The sequence below is a fragment of the Serratia sp. EWG9 genome (assembly GCF_019913725.1).
Classification (GTDB): domain Bacteria; phylum Pseudomonadota; class Gammaproteobacteria; order Enterobacterales; family Enterobacteriaceae; genus Serratia; species Serratia ureilytica.
In genome coordinates this window covers 808,425-832,663 of the sequence record NZ_JADNRO010000001.1, presented here as the reverse complement: position 1 = coordinate 832,663, position 24,239 = coordinate 808,425, and the positions used below count along the sequence as shown (strand labels likewise).

Here is a 24,239-nt window from a genome sequence, read left to right as displayed (position 1 = left end):
CGCAATCAGTCGTTAAAGTACCAATAGCCGCTGTTGACCAGCGCGGTCAGCAGCGCCAGGAATGACGGGTCGTCCACCGCGTCGCCGAGCAGGGCGGCGTCGACGCTGAAGTGCTGGCACAGGGCGTCTGCGGCCTGTAGCTGGTCGGTGTCGATCAGTTCGCCGTTGACGAAGCAGCGATCGCCGACGCGCAGCACGCGCAACCCGCCCAGGCGCTGCAGCGCTTCACCCTGTTGCAGCAGTTCGTAGATTTCCCCGGCCTGATACGGCGGCTCCGGCGGCGCCAGATCCAGCTCGTGGCGCGATTGGGAGATAAACTCGCCGAACCAGTGCTGGAAGTGTTCCGGCTGTTGCACCAGATCCAGCATCATCTGCCGTAAGGCGTCCACTTCCTGCGGCAGGATCTCCGCCGGGTGTTCGCGCAGTTTAACGTCCGGATCGCCGTAGCGTTTGCTGCCCAGCTCGCGCGCCAGCACGTAATCGGCGAAGCCGCTCACCAGTTCGCGGCCGTTCGGCGCGCGGAAGCCCACCGAATAATTGAGCGCGTTTTCCAGCGCGTAGCCTTCGTGCGGGAAGCCCGGTGGAATGTAGAGAATGTCGCCCGGCTCCATCTCTTCGTCGATGATGGCGTCGAACGGTTCGACCTGCAGCAGATCCGGATGCGGGCAGTGCTGTTTCAGCGGCGTTTTTTCCCCGACTCGCCAGCGGCGGCGGCCAGTGCCCTGAATGATGAACACGTCGTACTGATCGAGGTGCGGGCCGACGCCGCCGCCCGGCACCGAGAAGGAGATCATCAGGTCATCCATCCGCCAGTCCGGCAGTTGGCGGAACGGGCGCATCAGCGCTGCGGAAGGCTCATGCCAGTGGTCCACCGCCTGCACCAGCAGCGACCAGTTGTTTTCGCTCAGGTGATCGAAGCTCTCGAAGGGGCCGTGCGCGACCTGCCAACGGCCGTCCTGGTGGCTGACCAGGCGGCTGTCCACTTCGTTTTCCATCGCCAGCCCGGCCAGCTCATCCGGGGAGATCGGATCGATAAAGTTTTTGAAGCCGCGCTTCAGAATCACCGGACGTTTTTGCCAATAACGTTGCAAAAAATCGTTCCAGTCCAGGTCTAATTGATAATCCATGTTCTATTCCAGGATAGAGGAGTGAGCCTGAGTGCGATTATAACGGAAGTTTGGCCCCGTGGATCGGGGCCGCAGAGGCATAATTTACTCGTTGTGGTGGGTATCGTGCTGGCGGGCGAAGGTGACCTGCATGCGCGCGCCGCCGAGCGGGCTGTCGCTGATGACGATTTCGCCGTCGTATTGCTCGATGATCTCCGCCGCCACCGACAGGCCAAGGCCCTGACCGGGACGCAGGGTATCCACCCGCTGGCCGCGCTGGAAGATCAGCTGGCGCTTGCTTTCCGGGATGCCCGGGCCGTCGTCGTCGATGACGAGGATGAGGTTTTTCTCGGAGTGCAGCGAGGTGATTTCCACGAACTCGAGGCAGTATTTGCAGGCGTTTTCCAACACGTTGCCCATCACTTCCATAAAGTCGTTCTTCTCGCCCATAAAGGTCACTTCCGGCGAGATGTCCAGCGTGATCACCACCCCTTTGCGCTGATAAACCTTGTTCAGCGCCACCACCAGGCTGTCGAGCAGCGCCGGCACCGAGTGGATCTCGCGCGTCAGCACCGTCTGGCCGGAGTTGATGCTGGCCCGATGCAGGTAGTAACCGATCTGCTGAGAGATGCGCCCGATCTGATCCAGCATGATCGGCTCGGCTTCTTCGATGGTGGTCTGCTTGCCGCTGCGCAGCGAGCGTAGGGTGCTTTGCAGCACCGCCAGCGGCGTTTTCAGGCTGTGGGTCAGATCCGACAGGGTGGTGCGGTATTTGGTGTAGCGCTGGCGTTCGTTGCGCACCAGAATGTTCAGATTGCGCACCAGGCCGCGCAGTTCGCTGGGCGGGTTCTCATCCAACTGATCGCGTTCGCCGTTCTCCAGCTCGCCCACCTGATTGACCAGCGCCTTGATCGGCCGCAGGCTCCAGTAGGCCGCCAGCCACAGCAGCGGCACCACCAGCAGCAGGTTGGCCAGCAGCACGTAGCTGAACCACTCCCACACTACGTCGGAGCGCTGCAGCTCCTGCGGAATGCTGTCGACCACCACGATGGTCAACGCCGGCAGCCGCGCCGTGGCGGCATAGGTATTGACCGCCACCGAGTGCGTCAGCGCGTTCTGATCGGTATCGTCATAATTCTTCAGCTGATCCTGCGCTTTGGGGTTGTCCCCCAGCACTTCGCTACTGATGCGGGTATCGGTGTCAATTTCGTAGAAGCCGGACTCCTCCAGCCATTCCTTGTTGATCAGCTTCTCCAGCTCCGGCACCTTGCGCTGGCTCCACAGCAGGTTGCCTTTATCGTCGTAGATAAACACCAGCGTGGGAAAATTGAGATCGATATCGGGAGGAATGGCGATGGTGAGCTTGTTGTCTTTCCACTGCGCCAGGCTGAAGAACAGGTTGCTTTCGCCGCGCAGCAGGCGGAAGGCGGTCTTGTCGAAGCTGACGATGTAGCCGACGACCGCCACCAAACCGTAAGAGAGCGACAGCGCCAGGATCACCCCGGCGGTCGCCATCAGGAAGCGGGCGCGCAGCGAAAACGGTTTTTTATTCTTGTTGAACATCATGTTCACTTCGCGTCAAAACGATAGCCCTGGCCACGTACCGTGGTGATCACTTCATGCGGGTATTCCGCCTGCACCTTCTTGCGCAAGCGGCCCATCAGCACGTCGATGGTGTGGCTTTCGCGCAGTTCGGCGTCCGGGTAAAGCTGCAGCATCAACGAATCCTTGCTCACCACCTTGCCGGCGTTGCGGATCAGGGTCTCGATGATGGTGTATTCAAAGGCGGTCAACTTGATCTGTTGATCGTTGACGCTCAGTTCGCGGCGCGACAGATCGATCTGGAACGGCGGCAGCACGATCACCTGCGATGCCAGGCCGCTGTTGCGGCGCATCAGCGCCTGCATGCGGGCGATCACTTCTTCCAGGTGGAACGGCTTGGTGACATAGTCGTCGGCGCCGGCTTCCAGCACCGCCACTTTGTCCTGCCAGCTTTCGCGGGCGGTCAGCACCAGGATCGGCAGCTTGGTCTGGTGCGCGCGCCAACGGCGGATCAGGCTCAGGCCGTCTTCGCCCGGCAGGCCGAGATCGACGATGGCGATATCCGGCGCATGCTCCTGCAGGAAATAATCGGCTTCCTTGGCGTCTTCAGCCGCATCGACCTGATGGCCCATCTCGCGCATCTGAACGGAAAGGTGGTGGCGCAGCAAACCATTATCTTCAACAACCAGTACTCGCATGGCGAACTCCTGTGACTGTGCGGGTGAATGTCCTGTCACCCACGCGATAAAAGGGAACACGCTCTGCGGCGTGTCAGGGGATAACGCGGCCACCTGAACCATTTTGGCAAAAAATGCTGAGGTTATGGTAGGTATAACCCGCCCGGCCCGCAAGAGAGCCGAAGCAATGTATTAAAATAAGCGTTATCAATTTGTTCGCCGACATTATCGACAAGCTCTGATAAACGTCGGATAAACAGCGGCGGGGCAACGTTAAACGCAACTTAAACGCGTCGGGCATTGCCGCGAAAGGAAAGTGTGAACCGGAGCGCTTGATAAGCTTTAAAGGTACTAATAAGGTATTATTGAGGTATCGGCATATTTTCTCAGGAGCGATGGATGAAGCAATTAACCCAGGCAGAACGCATAGCGGGCGCATTTTACGGACAGATGCTGGGCGACGCGCTCGGCATGCCTTCCGAGCTGTGGCCGCGCGAGCGGGTTAAGCGCCACTTCGGCTGGATAGACGGCTTCCTCGATGGGCCGGCGGAGAACTCGGCCGCCTGTTACTTCAAGGCCGGGCAATATACCGACGATACCTCGATGGCGTTGGCGCTGGCCGATGCGCTGCTGGAAGCGGAAGGCGAGGTGGTGCCAGAACTGATCGCCCGCAACGTGATCCGCTGGGTGGACAGTTTTGACGCCTTCAACAAGAACATTCTCGGCCCCAGTTCCAAACTGGCGTTGAGCGAGCAGAAAGCGGGCACGCCGATCGCCGCGTTGGAAAACAACGGCATCACCAACGGCGCGGCGATGCGCATTTCGCCTTTGGGCTGCGTGCTGCCGTCTGCGCCGCTGGAGGGTTTCTGTCAGCAGGTGTGGCTGGCCTCCAGCCCGACGCACAAATCCGACATCGCCGTCGCCGGTGCCGTGGCGATCGCCTGGGCGGTTTCGCGTGCGGTGGAGGGGGCGGACTGGGCCTCGATTCGTCTGGCGTTGCCGGGCGTAGCGGAGTATGCCCAGCGCCGTCAGGTGACGACGTTCAGCCCTTCGCTGGCGGCGCGCATCGAGTTGGCGTTTCAGGTGGTGGATGAGGCGGCCGATCCCGAACAGGCATCCGAGCGGATATATCAACTGATTGGCGCCGGGGTGAGCACCATCGAGTCGGTGCCGGCGGCGTTGGCGATGGTGCAGTTGGCGCAAACCGATCCTACCCGTTGCGCCGTGCTGTGCGCCAACCTGGGGGGCGATACCGACACCATCGGCGCGATGGCCACCGCTGTCTGCGGCGCGCTGCACGGCGCCGAAGCGATGGATCCTGCGCTGCTGGCGCAGTTGCAGCGGGTGAATCCACTGGACGTCGAGGCGTATGCCCAGGCGTTCGTGCGTTTTCGCCGCCGTCGGCAGGGCGAGGCGTAACGGATCAGCTTTCGCTGGTAAATTCGTACATGTCGCTGCGGCAGAAGCTTTCGCTGTATTCGATAGGCTTCTTGCGGTGGTCGAACAGCGTCTGGCGCACGATCAGCAGCGGCATCGGTTCTGATAATTGCAGCGCCCGGCGGATGTCGTCATCGGCCATGGCCGCGCTGACCTGGCTGCGCAGCGATCCCATCTCCACGTTACTTCGGCGGAAGTAGTCATAGAGCGAGATGCCAATCTCGTCGACGTTGGCAATCGCCGCCGCCACCACGTAGGACACCGCCACCGACATCGGCTGCCGATCGAGAAAGTGGATACGTTTGAGTTGATAGATCGGCGTTCCGGTCGCCAGCTGGAGCTTTTCCGCCAGTTCGGCGCTGGCCGGTACCCGTTCACGGCTGAGCCATTGCGTGTCCGGCCGGCGCCCTTGTTGCATCACCTCGCGCGAGAACCCTTTGACGTCCGCTAATGAATAGCGCAGCTTCGGCGCGGCCCGTTGCGCCTGGATGAAAGTGCCGTAACCGCGTGAACGGCCGATGATGCCGTCTTGCTCGAGACAGGCCAGCGCTTTGCGCACCGTGATGCGCGAGATGCCGAGCCGTTCGGTAAACAGACGCTCGCTGGGCAGGAAATCCCCCGCGTTCAGCAATCCTTGCTCGATGGCCTGGCGCACCGAGGCGTTAAAGCGCAGATACAGCGGCATCGCGCCCGCGCTGGCCAGATCCTGCAGCAGTTTTTCCAGCAGACGCTGGTTGGTCTCCTTGCTCATAGCCGACGGAAATCCTGTAGCCTCAATGCAATGGCTTATTTAAGGGGATTTCGCCGGGCAGCGCAACTGCCGCCGCCGAGGGGATGAAATAAGGTAGAGTAGTGTGCAATCGCCCCGAGTTTGGAGAAACAGACAGCCCATGAGTGACCACCCATCCTGCGCGGACGACGCGGCAATCCTGGCGGCCTTCACCCAGCAGCGTCAGCAGGGGCTGACCCGACGTTCGGCGCTGCATCAGGCCCTGTTGCGGCTCATCACCGCCGGGGAACTGCCGTGGCGGGCGAAGCTGCCGCCAAGCCGCGCATTGGCGCCCCGGCTGGGAGTGGCGCGCGATACGGTGGAGCAGACCTACGCGCGGCTGGAGGCGGAGGGATACATCAGCCGGGCGGTGGGGCGCGGCAGCTATGTTCGCTATCGCTGCGATACGCTGCTCGGCCGTGAACTGCTGGCGACGCAGGCGGGCCAGGAGGCGCGGCTGGCGGAACGCGAGCTAAGCGATCGCGGCCGGGCGTTGCTGGCGGTCAGCCATACGCCGCACACCAGCCGTCAGGCGTCGCTGACGCCCTCGCTGGCTGATCTGCGGGCGTTTCCCATCGATTCGTGGCTGCAGTGGGAAAAGCAGGCGCTGCGGCGGCACGGCGAGCGGCTGTTGGGGTATGCCGATCCGCAGGGCTTGCCGGAGCTGCGTGCGGAGATCGCGCACTATTTGCAGCGGGAGCGGGGCGTCAAGGCGACGGCGGAGCAGGTGATCGTGGTCACCAGCTCTCAGCAGGCGCTGGCGCTGTGCACGCAGGTGCTGTTCGATCCCGGCGATGCGGTATTCGTCGAAGAGCCGGGTTACCAGGGGGCGAAAAAACTGGTGCAGTCGGCGGGGCTGCAGGCGCGGCCGATCGGCATCGATGAGCAAGGGCTGGACGTCGGGCAACTGATGCAGGCTTCGGGCGGCGGGCGGGGCGTTTACATCACGCCGTCCCATCATTACCCGCTGGGATACTCGCTGAGCCTCGAGCGGCGCCTGGCGCTGTTGCAGTGGGCCCAGCGCCGGCGGGCCTGGATCATCGAAGACGATTACGACGCCGAGTTCAACTACGATCGACAAACCAAGGCGGCGCTACAGGGGCTGGACAGCGGCGGGCGCACGCTGTATATCGGCACCTTCAGCAAGACGCTGTTTCCGGGGCTGCGCATCGGTTTCATGATCGCGCCGCCGCAGCTGGTGCGGCCATTGGTCGCCGCCAGGCAGTTTCAGGACGGCTACACGTCAGCACTGGCGCAGATGACGCTGTTCCACTGCCTGCACGAGGGCGGCTACGCCGAGCATCTGCGCAATATGCGCACGCTGTACAAGGCGAGGCTGGACGTCCTGTACGACGCGGTACATCGCCATCTCGCGCCCTGGACGCGCCCGGCCTTGCCGCAGGGTGGCCTGCAGCTGGTTTGCCCGCTGGCGGATGCGGCGACGGAGCGGCGGCTGGTGACGGCGGCGGCCGAGCGGGGAATACGATTGTACGGCCTGGCGGATTTCTACACCGGCGCGCCGCAGCGCGGGGCGCTGGTGCTCGGTTTCTCGGCCTATGCGCCGGACGAGATCGTGCGCTTTATCGCCACGCTGGCGCAGGTGTTCAACGCGCTGCCGCGGGAAAACGGCGGTTAAAATTGGTCTGCTCGGCGTTTTGAATTGGTCCGTATTACACCGTCGCTGCGCGGTGTATCCTGCCGCTATTCGGTTATTTCCCTAATGGAAATAATATCTTAACCCCGTGAGGCGCTATGAACCCATCAAATCGTGAAGTGACTATCCGCAGAATCAATGGCGACGACAGAGCGCAATGGCTGGCGTTGTGGCAGGGCTATCTCGACTTCTACCGCGCCGACGTGGCGCCGCAGGTGACCGATCGCACCTTCGAACGGTTGGGGCAGGATGAACAGGTGTACGGGCTGGTGGCGGAGGATGCCGACGGCCGGCTGCTGGGGCTGATGAACCTGGTATTCCATCCGTCCACCTGGAGTGCGGTGGGCTATTGTTATATCGAAGATCTTTATGTGTCGCCGCAGGCGCGCGGCCATAAAGTGTCGGAAAAACTGTTCGAACAGGCGTATCGGCTGGCGGAGGCGCGCGGCAGCGATCGGGTCTATTGGATGACTCAGGAGTACAACGCGCCGGCGCGTTCGCTGTACGACAAAATCGGCAGAAGAAGTTCGTTTATCGTTTATACCCGTTAACCGCAGGAGGCGCGTATGGCAATGAATCGTTATGGTCAGCCGATTGGCGAACCGATGCCGGATTGGCAGCCGGCTCGCCGCCCGGGCGGCGCAACGCTCGGCGGGCGTTTCTGTTCACTGGCGCCGCTCGAGCCGCAGCGGGATTACGCCGCGCTGTACGATGCTTTCCAGCTGGCGCCGGACGGCCGCGACTGGACCTATCTGTCTATCGAACGGCCCGATACGCCGGCGGCGATGCTGCAGCATCTGGAGACGCTGCAGGCCAACCCGGGGCTGGTCAATCTGACGGTGTTCGACGCCGCCAGCGACGCGCCGGTGGGGACGGTGGCGCTGATGCGCATCGACGAGGCCAACGGCGTGCTGGAGATCGGCCACGTCAGCTGGTCGCCGTTGATGAAACAGCGCTCCAGCGCCACCGAAGCCATCGCGCTGCTGCTGCGCTACGCCTTTGATACGCTGGGCTACCGCCGCTGCGAATGGAAGTGCGACAGCCACAACGCGCCGTCGCGCCAGGCCGCGCTGCGCTTTGGTTTCCGTTACGAGGGCAACTTCCGCTTTGCGGTGATCGTCAAGGGGCGCAGCCGGGATACCGACTGGTTCGCCATCACCGCCGACCGTTGGCCGACGGTGCGGCAGGCGCTGGCGCGTTGGCTGAGTGCCGAGAACTTCGATGCGCAGGGGCGGCAGATAGCCCGGCTGCAGGTGTTGCGCGGCGAATAATAAGCAACAAGGCGGCCCGCGGGCCGCCTTGTCGTTGTGGGTCTAACGCGCTTACTTCAGCTCGTCGACCAGGGTGGTGGCGCGGCCGATGTAGTTGGCCGGGGTCATCGCCTTCAGACGGGTTTTCTCTTCTTCCGGCAGCGCCAGACCGTCGATGAACGCCTGCATGCCAGCGGCGTCCACGCGCTTGCCGCGGGTCAGCTCTTTCAGCTTCTCGTAAGGCTTCTCGATGCCGTAACGGCGCATCACGGTCTGGATCGGTTCGGCCAGCACTTCCCAGTTGTGATCCAGTTCGTCCAGCAGGTGCGTCTGGTTCACTTCCAGCTTGCTGATGCCCTTCAGGGTGGCCTGATAGGCGATCAGCGCATAGCCCAGGCCCACGCCCAGGTTACGCAGCACGGTGGAGTCGGTCAGGTCGCGCTGCCAGCGGGAGACCGGCAGTTTGCCCGCCAGGTGGCCCAGCACGGCGTTGGCCAGGCCCAGGTTGCCTTCGGAGTTTTCGAAGTCGATCGGGTTGACCTTGTGCGGCATGGTGGAGGAGCCGATTTCCCCGGCGATGGTCTTCTGCTTGAAGTGGTTCAGGGCGATGTAGCCCCAGATGTCGCGGTCGAAGTCGATCAGAATGGTGTTGAAACGCGCTACGCAGTCGAACAGCTCGGCGATGTAGTCGTGCGGTTCAATCTGGGTGGTGTACGGGTTCCAGGTGATGCCGAGCGAGGTCACGAACGCTTCGCTGAACTGATGCCAGTCCACTTCCGGGTAGGCGACGATGTGGGCGTTGTAGTTGCCGACCGCGCCGTTGATTTTACCCATGATCTCCACACGCTCCAGCTGGCGGTACTGGCGCTCCATGCGGTAAGCCACGTTGGCGAACTCTTTGCCGACGGTCGACGGCGTAGCCGGCTGGCCGTGGGTGCGCGACAGCAGCGGGATATCGCGGTATTCCAGCGCCAGCCCTTTCAGCGCATCGATGATTTTACGCCAGTAAGGCAGCACCACGTCCTGACGAGCGCTTTGCAGCATCAGCGCATGCGACAGGTTGTTGATGTCTTCGGAGGTGCAGGCGAAGTGGATGAACTCGGACACCGCGTGCAGCGCAGGCACCGCCGCCACTTTTTCCTTCAGGAAATACTCGACCGCTTTCACGTCGTGGTTGGTGGTGCGCTCGATGGTTTTGATGCGCTGAGCGTCTTCTTCGTTGAATTCAGCGACGATTTTGTCGAGGAAAGCGTTTGCGTCGGCGTCAAAAGCGGGAACTTCCTTGATTTCTGCGCAGGCGGCCAGTTTTTGCAGCCAACGTACTTCAACCTGTACGCGGAATTTCAGCAGACCGTATTCGCTGAAAATGGGGCGCAGTGCGCTGACTTTATCACCGTAGCGTCCATCAACGGGGGAAACGGCGGTCAGTGAGGATAATTCCATCGGTAGCAACTCCTGGGATCGATTAACAATGAGCAACGATATTTTGCGCCTGCTTGAACAGACGATTACGGGAAAACATTAACTGCAGGCGGCTGCCGCCGACCTGTTGCCACAGCACGGCGGCGCGAATGCCGGCCAGCAGCGTGGCGCGAACTTTGGCCTGCACCTGCGGGTTCTGCAAGATCGCCGGTGAGCCGGTCACCTGGATGCGCGGCCCGAGCGGGCTGACCACGTCGACATAAATGCCGGCCAGCGCGCTGATGATGGTGTCCGACTCAAGATCGAAGTGCGCCAGCTGGCGTTCGAGCTGGCCGAGGCGTTCGCCGAGCGTGTTCATCGCCTGTTTGTTGGCGTTGAGCTTGCGCTCCAGCACCATCAGGCTGATGGTGTAGCGGGTCAGTTCCGCGCCCGGCCCTTTGTTGTTGGCGTTAAGCACGCCCATCAGGGTTTCGAGGCCGACCATCAAATTGCGCTCCTCGCCGCCGAACACCGCCAGCGTAGAGGGTGGGTCCATCTGCAGCAGGCTTTTCAGCGAGGTGTGAAACGCTTCGCGGTCGCATTGCCCTTCATGGGCCAATTGCTGAACCAAACGCGCCGACTGGCTGATGCCCGCCATGGCCAGCGTGATGTCATAATAATTCTTCGCCACGATGACTCCTGTAAACGCGGTGAACGGTACATGGCTTACTGTATAAGGTTGTGTGTATCGCCAGGGTAACGGCGGCGGCCGCGAACGGTAACGATCGGGCGTGGCTGTAACAACGATGACAACGAATGCCGCGGATCATGCCATAAAATTGAGGGTAAACCCAGCGTCTAATACGCCTGTGGCGAGGCGGATGCGCCGTGCGGCGCAGAACTGCGCAAATAGACGGCGAAAATCGCCGGTGGCGCGGCACGAACTTATTGTTGCGGCGGCAAATAAAGTGCGGCGGCTGCATCTATACTGCCAACGTGACCCCTCAAATAAAGACCTTTATATGCACGTAAAAAACAAGCAGCCGCTGCCGGCGGTGACGCTGGCGGCCATCGGCGTGGTGTACGGCGATATCGGCACCAGCCCGCTGTATACCCTGCGCGAATGCCTGACGGCGGAAGAAGGGATCACCCTGACGCCGACGTCGATCTACGGCTTTCTGTCGTTGATTTTCTGGCTGTTGACGCTGGTGGTGTCGATCAAATACGTCTGCTTCGTGATGCGCGCCGACAACGACGGTGAAGGGGGGATTCTGACGCTGATGTCGCTGGCGATCCGCAAGCTGGATGCGCGCTGGGTGCCGGCGGCGGTGCTGATCGGGCTGGTGGGCGGCAGCTTCTTTTATGGCGATGGGGTGATTACCCCGGCCATTTCGGTGCTCTCGGCTATCGAAGGCCTGCAGATTATCGCCCCCGAGCTGGACAGCTTTATCGTGCCGCTATCGCTACTGGTGTTGACCGCGCTGTTCGCGATCCAGAAACACGGCACCGGCAGCGTCGGCAAACTGTTCGCCCCGGCGATGGTCATCTGGTTCCTGACGCTGGCGCTGCTCGGCATCGGCGGCATTTTGCATCACCCCGGCGTGCTGCGGGCGCTGAACCCTTACTGGGCGGTGAATTTCTTCCTCGAGTACAAGGCAGTGTCGTTCTTCGCGCTGGGCATGGTGGTGCTGTCGGTCACCGGCGCCGAAGCGCTGTACGCCGACATGGGCCACTTCGGCAAAAAACCGATCCGCCTGGCGTGGTTTACGCTGGTGGCGCCGGCGCTGGTGCTGAACTACTTTGGCCAGGGGGCGCTGCTGTTGGCCAACCCGGCGGCGATCAATAACCCGTTCTTCCTGCTGGCGCCCACCTGGGCGCTGATCCCGCTGCTGGTGATCGCCACGTTGGCGACGGTGATCGCCTCGCAGGCGGTGATCTCCGGCGTCTTCTCCCTGACGCGCCAGGCGGTGCGGCTGGGCTACCTGCCGCCGATGCGCATCATCTATACCTCCGATCAGGAGTCCGGGCAAATCTACATTCCGGTGGTGAACTGGCTGCTGTTCGCGGCGGTGTTGATCGTGATTATCAGTTTCAAACACTCCAGCAACCTGGCCTCGGCTTACGGCATCGTGGTGACCGGCACCATGCTGCTGTCGTCGATTTTGCTGAGCATCGTGGCGGTGAAAAACTGGGGCTGGCCGCGCTATCTGGGGGGGCTGATGCTGCTTGCCATGCTGTGCATCGACGTGCCGCTGTTCGGCGCCAACCTGATCAAACTGGCGACCGGCGGCTGGCTGCCGGTGGCGCTGGGGTTGATCATTCTGCTGATCATGCTGACCTGGAAGACCGAGCGCTCGCGCCTGATCCGCCGGCTGCGCGACAACCAGGAAGGGCTGACCGCGCTGATCGAGTCGCTGGAGAAGGCGCCGCCGAAGCGGGTGCCGGGCACCGCGGTGTTTATGGAGCGCACGCCGCATGCGGTGCCGCTGGTGCTGCTGCATAACCTGAAGCACAACAAGGTGTTGCATGAGCGCGTGGTGCTGCTGACTATCGTGACTACCGACATGCCGTATGTGCACAACGTGCAGCGGGTGGCGATCGAACAGCTGTCGACGAGCTTTTGGCGGGTGGTGGCGAGCTACGGCTGGCGCGAAACGCCCAACGTGACGGATATCCTTTATCGCTGCGGCCTGGAGGGGATGAGTTTCACCATGAACGAGACCTCGTTCTTCATGTCGCGCGATACGCTGGTATTGGGCAAGCGCCCCTGGTATCTGCGCGTGCGCGGCAAGGTGTTCCAGCTGTTGCAGCGCAACGCGCTGCGGGCGCCGGATCTGTTCGAAATCCCGCCAAACCGGGTGATCGAACTGGGGGCGCAGGTGGAATTCTGAATAAAAAAAACGCTGCGGTAAACGCAGCGTTTTTCTTGGGCGGCAGGCGAACTACGCCAGGCGCTGTTCGATGATGCCGCCGCCGAGGCAGATTTCGCCCTGGTAGAACACCGCCGACTGGCCGGGGGTGACGGCGGAGACCGGCTCGTCGAAACGCACTTCGATGCGTTCGTCGTCGAGCGGGGTCACGGTGCAAGGGATGTCCTGCTGGCGATAGCGGGTCTTCACCGTACAGCGGAACGGGCCGGTCAGCGGCAGGCGATCAACCCAGTGCAGCTGCTGCGCGATAAGGCCGACTGACATCAGGCGCGGGTGATCGTGCCCTTGCGCGACCACCAGCACGTTATTGGCCACGTCTTTATCCACCACGTACCACGGATCTTCGCTGCTGTCTTTCAGGCCGCCGATGCCTAACCCTTTGCGCTGGCCCAGGGTGTGATACATCAGGCCCTGGTGTTCACCGACGGTCTGGCCGTCGACGCTAACGATCGGGCCCGGCTGCGCCGGCAGGTAGCGGCCGAGGAAGTCGCGGAATTTGCGCTCGCCGATAAAGCAGATGCCGGTGGAGTCTTTCTTCTTGGCGGTGACCAGCTCCAGTTGCTCGGCGATGCGGCGCACCTCCGGCTTCTCCAGTTCCCCAACCGGGAACAGGCTTTGCGCCACCTGCTCGTGGCTCAGGGTATAGAGGAAGTAGCTCTGATCTTTGTTGCCGTCGACGCCGCGCAGCAGGCGGCTTTTGCCGTCCACGTCCTGGCGGCGCACGTAATGGCCGGTGGCGATGAAATCGGCCCCCAGGTCTTCGGCGGCGAACTCCAGGAAGGCTTTGAATTTGATTTCTTTATTGCACAGGATGTCCGGGTTCGGCGTGCGGCCGGCCTTGTACTCTTCCAGGAACAGCTCAAACACGTTGTCCCAGTATTCCGCCGCAAAGTTCACCGTGTGCAGTTCGATGCCCAGCTTGTCGCAGACCGCTTGCGCGTCGGCCAGATCGGTCGCGGCGGAGCAGTACTCTTCGTCGTCGTCTTCTTCCCAGTTTTTCATGAACAGCCCAGCGACCTGATAGCCCTGTTGCTGTAACAGATAGGCGGTAACGGAAGAGTCGACGCCGCCGGACATACCGACGATTACTTTTTTCTGGCTGTTGTCTGACATGGGGATCTCACGAACTTGAACACGAACCGTGCTGATAAAAACAAGCGCAGGATTTTACCACGTTGCCCGCGCCGGCGCACTGTTCATCTTGTGCTGCCCGGTGCCCTTAAAACGGCCAGGCGAAGCTGCCGACCAGCGACAGCGGGTAGCGCTCCGGCTGCTGGTAGCTGCGAATGCTCTCGGCCACCAGCGCGGAACGCAGGTTGGGCGCCTGCAAAATCTCGTCGGCGCTCAACCACAGGCAGCGATCGATATCGCTGTCGTGCGGCTCGGTCGGCAGCGGCTGTTCCAGCTCGATGACGAAGCAAAAACGCAGGAACGGCGTGCGATCCGGCGCAATCCATTGGTGCAGACGTAAAAACGCCTGCGGCGTGGCGCGGATGCCGGTCTCTTCCCACAGCTCGCGCTCGGCGGCCTGCACCAGCGTCTCGTCGGCCTCCAGATGGCCGGCCGGCTGATTCCACAGCGCTTTGCCGTTGATGGTCTCTTCGACAATTAAAAATTTGCCGGCGGCGTGCACCACGCAGGCCACGGTGACGTGCGGTTTGAACATGCGGTCTCCTTACAGCGGTTTGTCGATGCGCCGATAGATATCGTCCAGCTCGGCGATGCGGGTGCGGTAGCTTTTGAGCAGACAGGCGGTGTCGCCGCCGCACCGCTGGCGTTTTGCCAGCCAGGCCTGCTGGCTGTCCTGCATCGCACCGCGCGCGCCCATGGCGAACAGGCCGCGCAGGAATTGGTATTGGGTGGCCATTTGCACATCCAAATCGTTCAGCGTGCGGTTGGCGCAGATGGCTTGCTCATCGCGGCTTGCCGCCTTGGCGCAGTCGAAGCTGGCGGCCTGGGCGGCAAACGGGGCCGCCAGAGCGGTGAGCAGCAGCGCGAGCAGCGTGGATTTCATGGCGCCTCCATCAGTTATCGGTCTACAGAGAATCAATGCTTTTCCATTCACCAGGCTGCAGTGAGCCCAGCGAAAGATTACCCATACTGTAGCGAATCAGGCGCAGGGTAGGGAACCCGATATGCGCCGTCATGCGACGCACCTGGCGGTTTCGCCCTTCGAACAGGGTGATTTTCAGCCAACTGGTGGGGATGGATTTACGTTCGCGGATCGGCGGGTTGCGCGGCCACAGCCACTGCGGCTCGGCTACCAGCTCCACCCCGGCGGGCAGCGTGGGGCCGTCTTTCAGCGTAACGCCGCAGCGCAATGGCGCCAGATCGCTTTCCTGCGGCGCGCCCTCGACCTGCACATAGTAGATTTTGCCGGTGCGCTTGCCCGGCTGGGTGAGCTGCGCCTGCAGCTGGCCGTCGTTGGTCAGCACCAGCAGCCCTTCGCTGTCGCGATCCAGGCGCCCGGCGGCGTAAACGTCGGGGAAGGGGATGTACTCTTTCAGCGTGGCGCGGCCGGCTTCATCGGTGAACTGCGGCAGCACGTCGAAGGGCTTGTTGAATAACACAATTCGACGCGGCCCCTTCGGCGCGGCGGGTTTGGCGGCATTCGGCTTGCTGAATCGTTTAACGTTGTGATTTCTAACAGAGAATTTTTTCATAACAGTTGAGATTACGGATGATAAGCGCATTATAACCGAATCCGTTTCGGATTGGCGCGGACCGAATATTCAAGTAGTATCTACACGCATCTTACAAAGCATTAACAAAATTGCGCTTGAAGGAGAGGTTGATGGAAAGCAAAGTAGTTGTTCCGGCAGAAGGTAAAAAAATCACGGTTGACGCCCAGGGTAAACTGGTTGTTCCTCATAACCCGATCATCCCGTTCATCGAAGGCGACGGCATCGGCGTTGACGTGACTCCTGCCATGATCCACGTGGTTGATGCGGCTGTTAAAAAGGCTTACCACGGCGAACGTAAAATCTCCTGGATGGAAATCTACACCGGCGAAAAATCTACCCACGTTTACGGTAAAGACGTGTGGCTGCCGGACGAAACTCTGGACCTGATCCGCGACTACCGCGTCGCCATCAAAGGCCCCCTGACCACCCCGGTCGGCGGCGGCATCCGTTCTCTGAACGTGGCCCTGCGCCAGCAGCTGGACCTGTACGTGTGCCTGCGCCCGGTGCGTTACTACCAGGGCACCCCAAGCCCGGTGAAACAGCCTGAGCTGACCGACATGGTGATCTTCCGCGAAAACGCCGAAGACATCTACGCCGGCATCGAGTGGAAAGCCGGCTCCGCCGAAGCGGACAAAGTGATCAAATTCCTGCGCGACGAAATGGGCGTGAAGAAAATCCGCTTCCCGGAGCAGTGCGGTATCGGCGTGAAGCCATGCTCTGAAGAAGGGACCAAACGCCTGGTGCGCGCGGCGATCGAATATGCCATCACCAACGACCGCGACTCCGTGACCCTGGTTCACAAAGGCAACATCATGAAGTTCACCGAAGGTGCCTTCAAGGATTGGGGCTATGAGCTGGCGCGCGAAGAGTTCGGCGGCGAGCTGATCGACGGCGGCCCATGGCTGAAGATCAAGAACCCGAACACCGGCAAAGAGATCGTGGTTAAAGACGTGATCGCCGACGCCTTCCTGCAGCAAATCCTGCTGCGCCCGGCGGAATACGACGTGATCGCCTGTATGAACCTGAACGGCGACTACATCTCCGACGCCCTGGCGGCCCAGGTAGGCGGTATCGGCATCGCGCCGGGCGCCAACATCGGCTCTGACTGCGCGCTGTTCGAAGCGACTCACGGCACCGCGCCGAAGTACGCCGGCCAGGACAAAGTGAACCCAGGCTCCATCATCCTGTCCGCAGAGATGATGCTGCGCCACATGGGCTGGTTCGAAGCGGCTGACCTGATCGTTAAGGGCATGGAAGGCGCCATCGCGGCCAAAACCGTGACCTACGACTTCGAACGCCTGATGGAAGGCGCTAAACTGCTGAAATGTTCAGAGTTTGGCGACGCTATCGTTAAACACATGTAAGTGTGTTCAGCGCTTGAATGAGAGCGGGAGCCTTAGGGCTCCCGTTTTTTTATTGTTCAAATGAGCAAGCGATTTTAAGCGTTAGCCGATTCACGCACGACCAGCACCGGGCAATTGGCGTGGCGCACCACCGCGGTGGCATTCGAGCCGAGGAGGTAAGTCATTGCAGAAGGGCGGTTGGAGCCCATCACAATAATCTCCGCGTTAAGCGCATCGGCGAGTTCCAGGATCTGATCTTTGGGATCGCCGACGGCGACATGCGTGGTCACTCGATCCTCGGGTACGCTGAATTGTTTTGCCGCTTTCGCCAGCCCCTCGGTCGCTATCGCAATGGTTTCATCTTTGGTTTCCACCGCCGCCGTGGCGGCAAAGCCGAAGGCCGCGTAGGTGGCGCGCGACGGGATCACCGCCAGGAAATGGACGTGGGAGTCTTCGAGCCTGGCGAGCGCGTTGACATGCGGGATGACCTGCTGTGTTAATTCCGGCTCGGTAATATCCACGGGAACCAAAATAGTTTTGTACATACTCCCTCCTTATCGTTTTAAAAAACTCCACTTATCGGATTATAGCCGTTCGACGCCGGGAAAGGGGAGATCCGTATGGCAAACCTGGCAACGTTGTCTGCTGAAATGTCAGGCGTTTATCGACGTTATCGTTAAACGCCAATGGGCGCGCTTACTGTTTGAATAGAAAGGGAGCCATCGGCTCCCTTTGTTTTAGCAGGCTCAGATTATCGGAACCTTAATGAGGGATTTCCGACACCTCTTTGACTTCCGTCTTGTTGATTTGCTGTTTGACGCCATTGGCGTCGGTATACCCGATCAACCCGGCAGAAGTCTCTTTCGGTTTGCCGTCACTGATGATCGTTCGGCCATCGTGGGTATGAATAGCGTAGCTGGTGCGTGTGCAGCCTGACAGTGCGGCGATGGCTACCAGGGCGATCGCGGGAAGAACAAGCGCTTTTTTCATTTGAAGCTCCTTTTAGTTATTCAACTCACTCATGTTTGCAATCTGGTCTCGATTGATCTGTTCCGTTTTGCCCGTTTCAGCATTTCGATAGGAGACCAATCCGGTATCTTTATCGATCTGGGGCTTGCCGTCGGTAACAATGGTTTTACCGTCCGTCGTTTTGATCGCCTGATTGGAAGCGCAGCCCACCAGGGACATCAATGCTGTTGCCGCCAGCAGCGCGGCAAAGGGGCGTTTGCTTTTCATACCTACCATCCTGGTTACTTAAACAAATTTAATATCAGGAAAGTAAGTATAGGCAGATTTTCCAGATTGCCAGGGTTGAAAGCGCTTCTAATGGGATAAAAAATTAAGAATAACTTAATTTATTGATGGAGTGATTACTCGTTCGGATAACAAGGTTATCGATAGGTCAGGGTGTTCAGCTGTACGCCCCGCCTGGGGCGCTATGGCTTCATGTCATCATCGGCCCACGATTCTCCGCATGCCGATGCTTGATACTCGCAATGTCTCTGGCGGTTTGGCGTTAATTCTGTATAAGTATGCGCCGGGGATCTTGTCGAATACCACGTTGATTTTGGCTGATAGTCATCCATAAGGACAGGGATATGAAAATCACGCATTCAGGCTTTAAAACCGGCGCCGCCACATTATTGGCGGCGATGCTCGCGCTGGCATTAACGGGGTGTGCCAAGAGCACCGCCCCCAGCCAAACCGATCCGGTGAATAAAGAGGTTGACGATCTTTTCGCCAACCTTGGCAACCCAAAGGCGCCGGGAAAAGAGAAAGAACACTATATCGCCCAGTTGCAGGCCGCGATTCAAAGCCATTTGAAAGATGCCGAAGCCTACTCAGGCAAGCGTTGCACATTGAGCATCAAGCTGGCGCCGGACGGTATGCTGATCAGCATTCGGGCTGTTCAAGGGGATCCGGAACTTTGCCAGGCCGCGATAAAGGCAATCGTCAATGCACGTTTGCCTAAACCGCCAACGGCCGCGGTTTACGAAGCGGTCAAAAGCAGCACGTTGGAATTTCGCCCGCAGTGAAAATAAACGGCACTGCGATGCCAGACAATTAAACCAAAGTCACAGGCCGTATTTTCATGCGGCCTGTGAGTATTGGGTTGTGCAATATTTCGTATAGCGCTTCCTCATGCTAAAGCCCGTTTTTTCGGCATTATTTCACGGCATGTGGCGCCACTCTCTACCGATACATCATCGCGCTCACGCGCTCGCTTCGGTCTTTAAAACCGTTGCTGCGCATCGTTACCACATAGTAGCGATAGTGGTGTTTCTGTGCGTATTCGCGCACCAGATCTTCGGCGAACAGGCCGCTGAAGGTGACGGTGGTGACGAACGTCAGCCCTTTCACTTCGTAGGTGCCGATCTCTTGCGGGGTGCCGATATACGGCGGCGGGAACACGGTTTTGTGGAACTGGCAGCCGGCCAGCAGCAGGGTAAACAGCAGGGCGGCGGAGATTTGCGGTATGCTCATCGGGAAATGCTTTCCTTCCTTGGCGCGTGTTTTGGTAACTCTATAATAGGATTACAAAATTCGACCGGGATGTAAAAACTATCCCGCCGCGGTTGCCGTTTCGTTGATGCGGTATCGCCGTTATCCATCAGCATGAGGATTAAAACATGTTTGTTCGCCAGGCCACCGACAGCGATGCCGCAGCCCTGATCGCCCTCGACAGCGTCGCCGAATACGAGCCGCAGCGCGCGGCGCAGATCCGCGCCTGGTGCGGGCAGGGCGTCTGTTATCTTGCCGAGGAGCAGGGCATGGCGATGGGATACGGTGTGCTGCACTATCACTTCTTCGGCTGCGGCTTTGTCGAGATGCTGATGGTCGGCGAGCGCTATCGCCGCCGGGGCGTCGGGCAGGCGCTGATTGCGGCGCTTAAGTTGCACTGCCGGCACCCGAAGCTGTTCACCTCCACCAATCGTTCCAACCTGTCGATGCAGCGGCTGCTGTTGAACGCCGGGTTTGTCGCCAGCGGCCAAATTGACAATCTCGATGACGGCGATCCGGAGCAGGTCTTTTTCATCCCGCTGCGCTAATACAGCCGGACATCCACCGCCTGCTGTTGCAGCCAGGTGCTGACGTAGCCATAAGCGGCATAGAAGGCCAGCAGCGCGAAGATCAGCACGGAAAGCGAGGCCAAAAATTTGACGTCGCCCTGCTTCGAAAACTGATAAGCGCAAGAGATAAAGGCCAGCAGGCACAGCAGGGTGAAGGCGATGGCCAGCGTGGCGTAGAGAATAAGCACAACGAAACCCGTTCTTCCTTGTGAGCGCGGCAAGGATACCACAGACAAAAAAGGGGCCCAAACGGGCCCCGGTGCGATACGGTGCGAGAGGCTTACTCCGCCGCGTCGGGATGATTCTTGCCTTCTTCGATGAATTCTTCGTCGATCTCTTCGATGTTTTCCTTGCTGTCACGACCGGACAGGATGTTCCAGCAGGCGATGAACAGCGCGGCGATCAATGGCCCGATGACGAAGCCGTTAATGCCGTAAATCTCCATGCCACCCAGGGTGGAGATCAGGATCAGGTAGTCCGGCATTTTGGTGTCTTTGCCTACCAGCAGCGGGCGCAGAATGTTGTCCACCAGGCCGATTACGACCACGAAGAACACCACCAGGAAGATGCCTTTCCACAGCATGCCGGTGGCGAAGAAGTAGATCACCGCCGGCACCCAGATGATGGCGGAGCCCACGGCGGGGATGATCGACAAGAACGCCATCAGCGCGCCCCACAGCAAGCTGCCGTCGATGCCGGTAAAGTAAAACGCCAGACCGCCGAGCGCGCCTTGCACCACGGCGACCACCACCGTGCCCTTGACGGTGGCGCGGGAGACGGCGGCGAACTTCACGAACAGGTGGTGCTTCACGTGCTGTGAGAGCGGCAGCGCTTCGAGCGCCAGGTTCACCAGGTACGGGCCGTCTTTCAGCAGGAAGAACAGCAGGTAGAGCATCACGCCGAAGCCGACGACGAAATTGAAGGTGCCTTTGCCGATCAGGAACACGCTGCCCGCCAGGTATTGCCCGCCCTTGAGCGCCACCTCGGAAAGTTGTTTTTGGATCTCGGCGGCGCTGTTGAGGTTATGTTCCGCCAGGAAGCGCTGCGCCCAGCCGGGCAGATGACGCATGAAGTCCGCAAGCATGGTCGGCAATTGGCTGTTGTTGGTCTGCAGCTTGGTGTAAATCATGTTGAATTCCATCGCCAGCGATGAGGCGATGATCGCTAACGGCGTGAACACGATCAGGCAGATCAGCGCCACCGTCAGCAGCGACACCACGCCGTTGCGTTCGCCGACGTACTGTTTCAACTTCTTTTTCACCGGATGGAAAATCACCGCCAGAATAACCGCCCACAGCACCGAGGAGTAATAAGGCCCCAGCACGTCGAGAAAGGCGGCGGTAACGATGAACAGGATCAGAATAAAGAATCCCTTGGAAATGCCTTTAGACATCATAGTCGTCCCTCAAAAGATGAATTTTCAGCATAGATGAACTGAATGAAAACAACACTATCATTACCTTTGCTTATCCGGTAGGGGATTTTTAACGGCGTATTCCATAGGGTTACTAAGGGGAAAGGAGGGCGCCGCGCGAGGCTCAGGCGGCAGCGCAAGGAAAGAAAGAACGCTAAATAGTTAACAAAATTTATTGATTGTGTTTCATTTTGTGTGTTGCGCTTGCCCCCTGCGCCAGGCTTTTCTAGTGTTGATGAGGGCGGCCGTTCGCCCGATACCACGCAGGAGTATGCAAATGACAGAACACAAACGACTTGCCGTTATCGAAAAGGCATTGCTGATCGCTTTCGCCGGTCTGCTGATTTATCTTGTTGCGACCGGCGCCTTGTCATTGTCGGGCCTGGATCATCACTGGCCTTATCCTTCACGATAAGCACGCGCCCGCACCAGGGAATATTCAGCACCGCTAATAATAAATAGAACCTCCTTTCTCATTATTGCGCCATTACGCCGCATTGCGTGGCCCGCGGCGATAAATCAGCGCTAATCCCGCCCCTGACACCGCCGCCGCCAGCACCAGCCAAGCCGGCGCCGCCCAACCGGCCGCGGCCACGATGGCGCTCAGCGCGACCGGGCCGATCACCTGGCCGAGGTAGTTCCCCTGCATCACCAACCCCAGACTCAGCGGCAGCAGCGTGGGCTCTGGCGTCGCCGCCGGCGTGGCGGCCAGAATGGTGGCGGGCAGCATGCCGGCGATGGCGCAGAACAGGAAGCACAGCGGGATCAGCAGGCCATTGGGCGTCATCGGCAGGAAAATGCCGATGCCGAAGATGCCGATGACCAGGCTGGTGGCCGCGAGCAGGCTCCCGGCCCGCAGACCGCGCGACAGCAAGAACCCGGCGGCGAGATTGCCGAGGATATTGACGGCCACCGCCGCCGCGCTGATGCCGCCGGCGGCCGCCAGCGTCAGACCGATGCGCTGCATCAGAAAGATCGGTAAAAAGGTCATCACCGAGAAAAACTGCAGGTTGTAAGCGGTGAACATCAGCGCCAGCAACAGCGGCTGGCGCGCCCGCAGCATCGCGCCCAGCGCTTGCCGCAGCGGCAACGGCGGAGCGTGCGCGTCGGCGGCGCGGCGCGGCGTGGTCAGCGGCGCAGCAGCGCCAGCAGCGTCAGCGCCGCACCGGCCTGCCAGTTCTGTTGCCAGCCCGCCAGGTGAGGGCCGAAAAACAGCGAAATGGCGATGCCCGCCGGCATGAAGGTGCTCCAGATGCCGAACACCAGGCTGCGCTGCGCCGGGGCGACGATGCGGTTCAGCACCGCCGGCGAGGCGACCACCACGATGACGAAGCCGAGGCCTTCGACAAAGCGGCTGACGATCAAGCCGCTGAAGTCGTGCAGCGTGGCGCCGGTAAAGCTGGCGGCGCTGACGATCAGCAATCCCAGCGCCAGCAGGCGCCGATCGCCCCAGCGGCGCACCAGCAGCCCGGCGGCGATGCCGCCGAACACCCCGACGAAAGGAAACGCCGAGATGACCCAGCTTAGCGTCTCCAGTGAACGGCCAAACTCGGCCTGCAGCGCCGGCAAGGCAATGGTGGCCTTGCCCACGTGCAGCGCCGCGGCGATGCCGGCGAACAGCACATTGATGACGGCTAGCCAGGGCGTGGCGGCGGGGGAAACGCGGTCGATGGCGTCCGGTTTAATCGCAGTCATAACACTCTCCAGTGGCGGTAACGCCCTCACTATGCGTCTGCGCTACGACAGAAGTCGTTCAAATGCTGCGCTGTCACGCGGGGAAATTATTCATTTCGAGCTTTATTTTGCGCGCCTCGTTGTTTGGTTCGCCAGCGTGCCGCCCTGCGTGGACGCGGGTGCCCGTTCAGCGGTTTACTGTTCCGGCACGCAGCGAGCGTGCCCGATCAATTTTATTTATAAGGAGCAGTGTATGTCAGAGATGATGAATGAAAACGGAGCGCCGGTGATGGAGTGGAGCTACGGCGGCCGGGGTGACGATATCAGCAGCAGCCTGACCTTCGACACGGTAGAGGAACAGCCGCATGGCTTCCTGATGACGGTCGATCGGCCGGTTCAGATCTTCAAAGAGGCGCTGTCGCCGCTGATGGCCTTTGTCACGCTGCTGCGCCCGCTGTATGTGAAGACGGGCGAGGGATTCCAGTTCGTGCCGGTCTCCAACCCCTGGACCGACGTGCAGCGCCTGCCGCCAAGCGCCGGTTATCTGGGCGTGCAGGTCAACGCCGGCCTGTTCTTCCACGGGGCCAAACCGACGCACTATAAAGATCGCGACGGCCAGATGAAACCGATCGACGGCGGCACTGTCCTGCAGAACATCACCGTGCTGCATCAGGTGGCGCAGCCGCAGGGCCCGGGCGAAGGCGGGATCTGAGGCTGAAACGTTATCACGGGGCCGGACGCGGCCCTTATCTCGCCTTGAAAACCGCCCTTGGCTTGGGTAAAAAGGGTTGTCTATTCAAGGAGAAGAGTATGTACAGCGACAACGAGAAAAAATTCTACATCATCCTCAACCGCAACCACGAACCGGCCACGCTGTTTAACGCCTCCTGCCATCTGACGGCGGGCATCACCGATCTTATCGAGCAGCGCGAGTTTCACCACTACCCGAGCAGCCTCGACGGCGTCAGCGCCAATATGAGCCACTACCCGATCGTCATCCTGCAGGCCAAGAACAGCAGCCAGCTCAGCAACCTGATCCTCAAATGCAAGGAGGAGGGCGTGCTGTCCAACTTCTTCACCACCACCATGCTGTCGCATTCCGCCGAGCAGCAGATCGCCGACACCGCCAATACCCCCTACGAGCAGTTGGACTTCGTGGCAGTAGCGCTCTACGGCGACACTGAACAGCTTAAGCCGCTCACCAAGAAGTTCTCCGTCTACCGTTAATCGCGAACGGCGTCACATCAGGGGCGGCAACGGCTATGATATTTTTCCATCAAATCGTTG

The 24,239-nt window shown here is 60.3% G+C and carries 29 protein-coding genes; 11 read left to right on the top strand and 18 right to left on the bottom strand.

Going from position 1 to position 24,239, the window contains the following annotated elements:
* Positions 1–5: 5 nt before the first annotated feature.
* The 3 genes from ITX55_RS03945 to phoP form a co-directional block, all read right to left on the bottom strand.
* Complete coding sequence (locus ITX55_RS03945) at positions 6–1,127, bottom strand: cupin domain-containing protein (protein WP_004941161.1); 1,122 nt, start codon at positions 1,125–1,127, stop codon at positions 6–8.
* A gap of 84 nt (positions 1,128–1,211) precedes the next feature.
* Positions 1,212–2,669: a two-component system sensor histidine kinase PhoQ gene (gene phoQ, locus ITX55_RS03940; protein ID WP_033652118.1), complete on the bottom strand. Its 1,458-nt coding sequence runs from the start codon at positions 2,667–2,669 to the stop codon at positions 1,212–1,214.
* Positions 2,670–2,674: 5 nt separating this feature from the next.
* Positions 2,675–3,346, bottom strand: coding sequence for a two-component system response regulator PhoP (phoP, locus tag ITX55_RS03935; protein WP_004941169.1), 672 nt, complete (start codon positions 3,344–3,346; stop codon positions 2,675–2,677).
* 378 nt (positions 3,347–3,724) lie between these two features.
* On the opposite strand from phoP, the gene ITX55_RS03930 reads away from it, so the two are divergent.
* Entirely contained in the window at positions 3,725–4,744 is a 1,020-nt protein-coding gene (locus tag ITX55_RS03930) for an ADP-ribosylglycohydrolase family protein (protein ID WP_046686902.1), read from the top strand.
* 4 nt (positions 4,745–4,748) lie between these two features.
* Here the strand turns inward: ITX55_RS03930 and ITX55_RS03925 are convergent, their stop codons facing one another.
* Positions 4,749–5,513 (bottom strand): GntR family transcriptional regulator, encoded by a 765-nt coding sequence (locus tag ITX55_RS03925; RefSeq protein ID WP_042784278.1) that lies wholly within the window; start codon positions 5,511–5,513, stop codon positions 4,749–4,751.
* 139 nt (positions 5,514–5,652) lie between these two features.
* Here ITX55_RS03925 and ITX55_RS03920 point away from each other — a divergent pair, with 139 nt between their 5' ends.
* The 3 genes from ITX55_RS03920 (at position 5,653) to ITX55_RS03910 (ending at position 8,456) form a co-directional block, all read left to right on the top strand.
* On the top strand, positions 5,653–7,167 hold the full coding sequence (locus ITX55_RS03920) for a PLP-dependent aminotransferase family protein (RefSeq protein WP_069100058.1): 1,515 nt from the start codon (positions 5,653–5,655) through the stop codon (positions 7,165–7,167).
* A 116-nt stretch (positions 7,168–7,283) separates the two neighbouring features.
* On the top strand, positions 7,284–7,736 hold the full coding sequence (locus ITX55_RS03915) for a GNAT family N-acetyltransferase (protein ID WP_033652064.1): 453 nt from the start codon (positions 7,284–7,286) through the stop codon (positions 7,734–7,736).
* A 15-nt stretch (positions 7,737–7,751) separates the two neighbouring features.
* Positions 7,752–8,456 (top strand): GNAT family N-acetyltransferase, encoded by a 705-nt coding sequence (locus ITX55_RS03910; RefSeq protein ID WP_046899339.1) that lies wholly within the window; start codon positions 7,752–7,754, stop codon positions 8,454–8,456.
* Between the two features lie 51 nt (positions 8,457–8,507).
* Here the strand turns inward: ITX55_RS03910 and purB are convergent, their stop codons facing one another.
* Both purB and hflD read right to left on the bottom strand, forming a co-directional pair.
* Positions 8,508–9,878 (bottom strand): adenylosuccinate lyase, encoded by a 1,371-nt coding sequence (purB, locus tag ITX55_RS03905; RefSeq protein ID WP_108680545.1) that lies wholly within the window; start codon positions 9,876–9,878, stop codon positions 8,508–8,510.
* A 22-nt stretch (positions 9,879–9,900) separates the two neighbouring features.
* On the bottom strand, positions 9,901–10,527 hold the full coding sequence (gene hflD, locus ITX55_RS03900; protein ID WP_033642780.1) for a high frequency lysogenization protein HflD: 627 nt from the start codon (positions 10,525–10,527) through the stop codon (positions 9,901–9,903).
* A gap of 331 nt (positions 10,528–10,858) precedes the next feature.
* Here hflD and kup point away from each other — a divergent pair, with 331 nt between their 5' ends.
* Positions 10,859–12,727, top strand: a complete 1,869-nt coding sequence (gene kup, locus ITX55_RS03895; RefSeq protein WP_108680550.1) for a low affinity potassium transporter Kup — start codon at positions 10,859–10,861, stop codon at positions 12,725–12,727.
* Between the two features lie 51 nt (positions 12,728–12,778).
* Here kup and mnmA read toward each other — a convergent pair whose 3' ends face one another.
* From mnmA to rluE, 4 genes are all read right to left on the bottom strand, one after another.
* Positions 12,779–13,879, bottom strand: coding sequence for a tRNA 2-thiouridine(34) synthase MnmA (gene mnmA / locus ITX55_RS03890; protein ID WP_016928066.1), 1,101 nt, complete (start codon positions 13,877–13,879; stop codon positions 12,779–12,781).
* A gap of 106 nt (positions 13,880–13,985) precedes the next feature.
* A complete protein-coding gene (locus ITX55_RS03885) occupies positions 13,986–14,432 on the bottom strand; it encodes an NUDIX hydrolase (protein ID WP_060387611.1) in 447 nt (148 codons plus the stop codon).
* Positions 14,433–14,441: 9 nt separating this feature from the next.
* Positions 14,442–14,780: a lysozyme inhibitor LprI family protein gene (locus ITX55_RS03880; RefSeq protein WP_108680552.1), complete on the bottom strand. Its 339-nt coding sequence runs from the start codon at positions 14,778–14,780 to the stop codon at positions 14,442–14,444.
* A 22-nt stretch (positions 14,781–14,802) separates the two neighbouring features.
* Complete coding sequence (gene rluE, locus ITX55_RS03875; RefSeq protein WP_046686908.1) at positions 14,803–15,429, bottom strand: 23S rRNA pseudouridine(2457) synthase RluE; 627 nt, start codon at positions 15,427–15,429, stop codon at positions 14,803–14,805.
* A gap of 131 nt (positions 15,430–15,560) precedes the next feature.
* Here rluE and icd point away from each other — a divergent pair, with 131 nt between their 5' ends.
* Positions 15,561–16,814 (top strand): NADP-dependent isocitrate dehydrogenase, encoded by a 1,254-nt coding sequence (gene icd / locus ITX55_RS03870; RefSeq protein ID WP_015377612.1) that lies wholly within the window; start codon positions 15,561–15,563, stop codon positions 16,812–16,814.
* A gap of 74 nt (positions 16,815–16,888) precedes the next feature.
* Here icd and uspF read toward each other — a convergent pair whose 3' ends face one another.
* The 3 genes from uspF to ITX55_RS03855 form a co-directional block, all read right to left on the bottom strand.
* Positions 16,889–17,338 (bottom strand): universal stress protein UspF, encoded by a 450-nt coding sequence (uspF, locus tag ITX55_RS03865; protein ID WP_042784284.1) that lies wholly within the window; start codon positions 17,336–17,338, stop codon positions 16,889–16,891.
* Between the two features lie 217 nt (positions 17,339–17,555).
* Positions 17,556–17,783, bottom strand: coding sequence for a YgdI/YgdR family lipoprotein (locus ITX55_RS03860; protein WP_019454813.1), 228 nt, complete (start codon positions 17,781–17,783; stop codon positions 17,556–17,558).
* A 12-nt stretch (positions 17,784–17,795) separates the two neighbouring features.
* Positions 17,796–18,029, bottom strand: coding sequence for a YgdI/YgdR family lipoprotein (locus tag ITX55_RS03855; protein ID WP_033642785.1), 234 nt, complete (start codon positions 18,027–18,029; stop codon positions 17,796–17,798).
* 362 nt (positions 18,030–18,391) lie between these two features.
* Here ITX55_RS03855 and tolA point away from each other — a divergent pair, with 362 nt between their 5' ends.
* The gene (gene tolA / locus ITX55_RS03850) at positions 18,392–18,829 is read left to right on the top strand and encodes a cell envelope integrity protein TolA (RefSeq protein WP_197755970.1); all 438 of its coding nucleotides are present in this window, start codon (positions 18,392–18,394) and stop codon (positions 18,827–18,829) included.
* A gap of 157 nt (positions 18,830–18,986) precedes the next feature.
* Here tolA and ITX55_RS03845 read toward each other — a convergent pair whose 3' ends face one another.
* On the bottom strand, positions 18,987–19,277 hold the full coding sequence (locus ITX55_RS03845; protein WP_042784287.1) for a hypothetical protein: 291 nt from the start codon (positions 19,275–19,277) through the stop codon (positions 18,987–18,989).
* 146 nt (positions 19,278–19,423) lie between these two features.
* On the opposite strand from ITX55_RS03845, the gene ITX55_RS03840 reads away from it, so the two are divergent.
* Entirely contained in the window at positions 19,424–19,843 is a 420-nt protein-coding gene (locus ITX55_RS03840) for a GNAT family N-acetyltransferase (RefSeq protein ID WP_182073936.1), read from the top strand.
* Here ITX55_RS03840 and ITX55_RS03835 read toward each other — a convergent pair.
* The gene (locus ITX55_RS03835; RefSeq protein WP_042784289.1) at positions 19,840–20,052 is read right to left on the bottom strand and encodes a hypothetical protein; all 213 of its coding nucleotides are present in this window, start codon (positions 20,050–20,052) and stop codon (positions 19,840–19,842) included. The genes ITX55_RS03840 and ITX55_RS03835 overlap by 4 nt on opposite strands.
* Before the next feature lie 92 nt (positions 20,053–20,144).
* On the bottom strand, positions 20,145–21,260 hold the full coding sequence (locus ITX55_RS03830; RefSeq protein WP_033652078.1) for an AI-2E family transporter: 1,116 nt from the start codon (positions 21,258–21,260) through the stop codon (positions 20,145–20,147).
* Between the two features lie 295 nt (positions 21,261–21,555).
* Between ITX55_RS03830 and ITX55_RS03825 the strand changes: the two genes are divergently transcribed.
* Positions 21,556–21,693 (top strand): hypothetical protein, encoded by a 138-nt coding sequence (locus ITX55_RS03825; RefSeq protein WP_016928056.1) that lies wholly within the window; start codon positions 21,556–21,558, stop codon positions 21,691–21,693.
* A 72-nt stretch (positions 21,694–21,765) separates the two neighbouring features.
* Here the strand turns inward: ITX55_RS03825 and ITX55_RS23980 are convergent, their stop codons facing one another.
* Positions 21,766–22,368, bottom strand: coding sequence for a hypothetical protein (locus tag ITX55_RS23980; RefSeq protein ID WP_255612185.1), 603 nt, complete (start codon positions 22,366–22,368; stop codon positions 21,766–21,768).
* A 38-nt stretch (positions 22,369–22,406) separates the two neighbouring features.
* Entirely contained in the window at positions 22,407–22,973 is a 567-nt protein-coding gene (locus ITX55_RS23975) for an MFS transporter (RefSeq protein ID WP_255612184.1), read from the bottom strand.
* A 232-nt stretch (positions 22,974–23,205) separates the two neighbouring features.
* On the opposite strand from ITX55_RS23975, the gene ITX55_RS03815 reads away from it, so the two are divergent.
* Positions 23,206–23,664, top strand: coding sequence for a hypothetical protein (locus ITX55_RS03815; RefSeq protein ID WP_072627748.1), 459 nt, complete (start codon positions 23,206–23,208; stop codon positions 23,662–23,664).
* Positions 23,665–23,762: 98 nt separating this feature from the next.
* A complete protein-coding gene (locus ITX55_RS03810) occupies positions 23,763–24,179 on the top strand; it encodes a DUF2000 domain-containing protein (RefSeq protein ID WP_004941246.1) in 417 nt (138 codons plus the stop codon).
* The last annotated feature ends 60 nt before the right edge of the window (positions 24,180–24,239 follow it).

Bases quoted from the DNA above. Each gene is read 5' to 3' on its own strand.
- ITX55_RS03945 (WP_004941161.1), bottom strand. From the start codon at position 1,127: ATGGATTATCAATTAGACCTGGACTGGAACGATTTTTTGCAACGTTAT.
- phoQ (WP_033652118.1), bottom strand. From the start codon at position 2,669: ATGTTCAACAAGAATAAAAAACCGTTTTCGCTGCGCGCCCGCTTCCTG.
- phoP (WP_004941169.1), bottom strand. From the start codon at position 3,346: ATGCGAGTACTGGTTGTTGAAGATAATGGTTTGCTGCGCCACCACCTT.
- ITX55_RS03930 (WP_046686902.1), top strand. From the start codon at position 3,725: ATGAAGCAATTAACCCAGGCAGAACGCATAGCGGGCGCATTTTACGGA.
- ITX55_RS03925 (WP_042784278.1), bottom strand. From the start codon at position 5,513: ATGAGCAAGGAGACCAACCAGCGTCTGCTGGAAAAACTGCTGCAGGAT.
- ITX55_RS03920 (WP_069100058.1), top strand. From the start codon at position 5,653: ATGAGTGACCACCCATCCTGCGCGGACGACGCGGCAATCCTGGCGGCC.
- ITX55_RS03915 (WP_033652064.1), top strand. From the start codon at position 7,284: ATGAACCCATCAAATCGTGAAGTGACTATCCGCAGAATCAATGGCGAC.
- ITX55_RS03910 (WP_046899339.1), top strand. From the start codon at position 7,752: ATGGCAATGAATCGTTATGGTCAGCCGATTGGCGAACCGATGCCGGAT.
- purB (WP_108680545.1), bottom strand. From the start codon at position 9,878: ATGGAATTATCCTCACTGACCGCCGTTTCCCCCGTTGATGGACGCTAC.
- kup (WP_108680550.1), top strand. From the start codon at position 10,859: ATGCACGTAAAAAACAAGCAGCCGCTGCCGGCGGTGACGCTGGCGGCC.
- mnmA (WP_016928066.1), bottom strand. From the start codon at position 13,879: ATGTCAGACAACAGCCAGAAAAAAGTAATCGTCGGTATGTCCGGCGGC.
- ITX55_RS03885 (WP_060387611.1), bottom strand. From the start codon at position 14,432: ATGTTCAAACCGCACGTCACCGTGGCCTGCGTGGTGCACGCCGCCGGC.
- ITX55_RS03880 (WP_108680552.1), bottom strand. From the start codon at position 14,780: ATGAAATCCACGCTGCTCGCGCTGCTGCTCACCGCTCTGGCGGCCCCG.
- rluE (WP_046686908.1), bottom strand. From the start codon at position 15,429: ATGAAAAAATTCTCTGTTAGAAATCACAACGTTAAACGATTCAGCAAG.
- icd (WP_015377612.1), top strand. From the start codon at position 15,561: ATGGAAAGCAAAGTAGTTGTTCCGGCAGAAGGTAAAAAAATCACGGTT.
- uspF (WP_042784284.1), bottom strand. From the start codon at position 17,338: ATGTACAAAACTATTTTGGTTCCCGTGGATATTACCGAGCCGGAATTA.
- ITX55_RS03860 (WP_019454813.1), bottom strand. From the start codon at position 17,783: ATGAAAAAAGCGCTTGTTCTTCCCGCGATCGCCCTGGTAGCCATCGCC.
- ITX55_RS03855 (WP_033642785.1), bottom strand. From the start codon at position 18,029: ATGAAAAGCAAACGCCCCTTTGCCGCGCTGCTGGCGGCAACAGCATTG.
- tolA (WP_197755970.1), top strand. From the start codon at position 18,392: ATGAAAATCACGCATTCAGGCTTTAAAACCGGCGCCGCCACATTATTG.
- ITX55_RS03845 (WP_042784287.1), bottom strand. From the start codon at position 19,277: ATGAGCATACCGCAAATCTCCGCCGCCCTGCTGTTTACCCTGCTGCTG.
- ITX55_RS03840 (WP_182073936.1), top strand. From the start codon at position 19,424: ATGTTTGTTCGCCAGGCCACCGACAGCGATGCCGCAGCCCTGATCGCC.
- ITX55_RS03830 (WP_033652078.1), bottom strand. From the start codon at position 21,260: ATGATGTCTAAAGGCATTTCCAAGGGATTCTTTATTCTGATCCTGTTC.
- ITX55_RS03825 (WP_016928056.1), top strand. From the start codon at position 21,556: ATGACAGAACACAAACGACTTGCCGTTATCGAAAAGGCATTGCTGATC.
- ITX55_RS23975 (WP_255612184.1), bottom strand. From the start codon at position 22,973: ATGACTGCGATTAAACCGGACGCCATCGACCGCGTTTCCCCCGCCGCC.
- ITX55_RS03815 (WP_072627748.1), top strand. From the start codon at position 23,206: ATGTCAGAGATGATGAATGAAAACGGAGCGCCGGTGATGGAGTGGAGC.
- ITX55_RS03810 (WP_004941246.1), top strand. From the start codon at position 23,763: ATGTACAGCGACAACGAGAAAAAATTCTACATCATCCTCAACCGCAAC.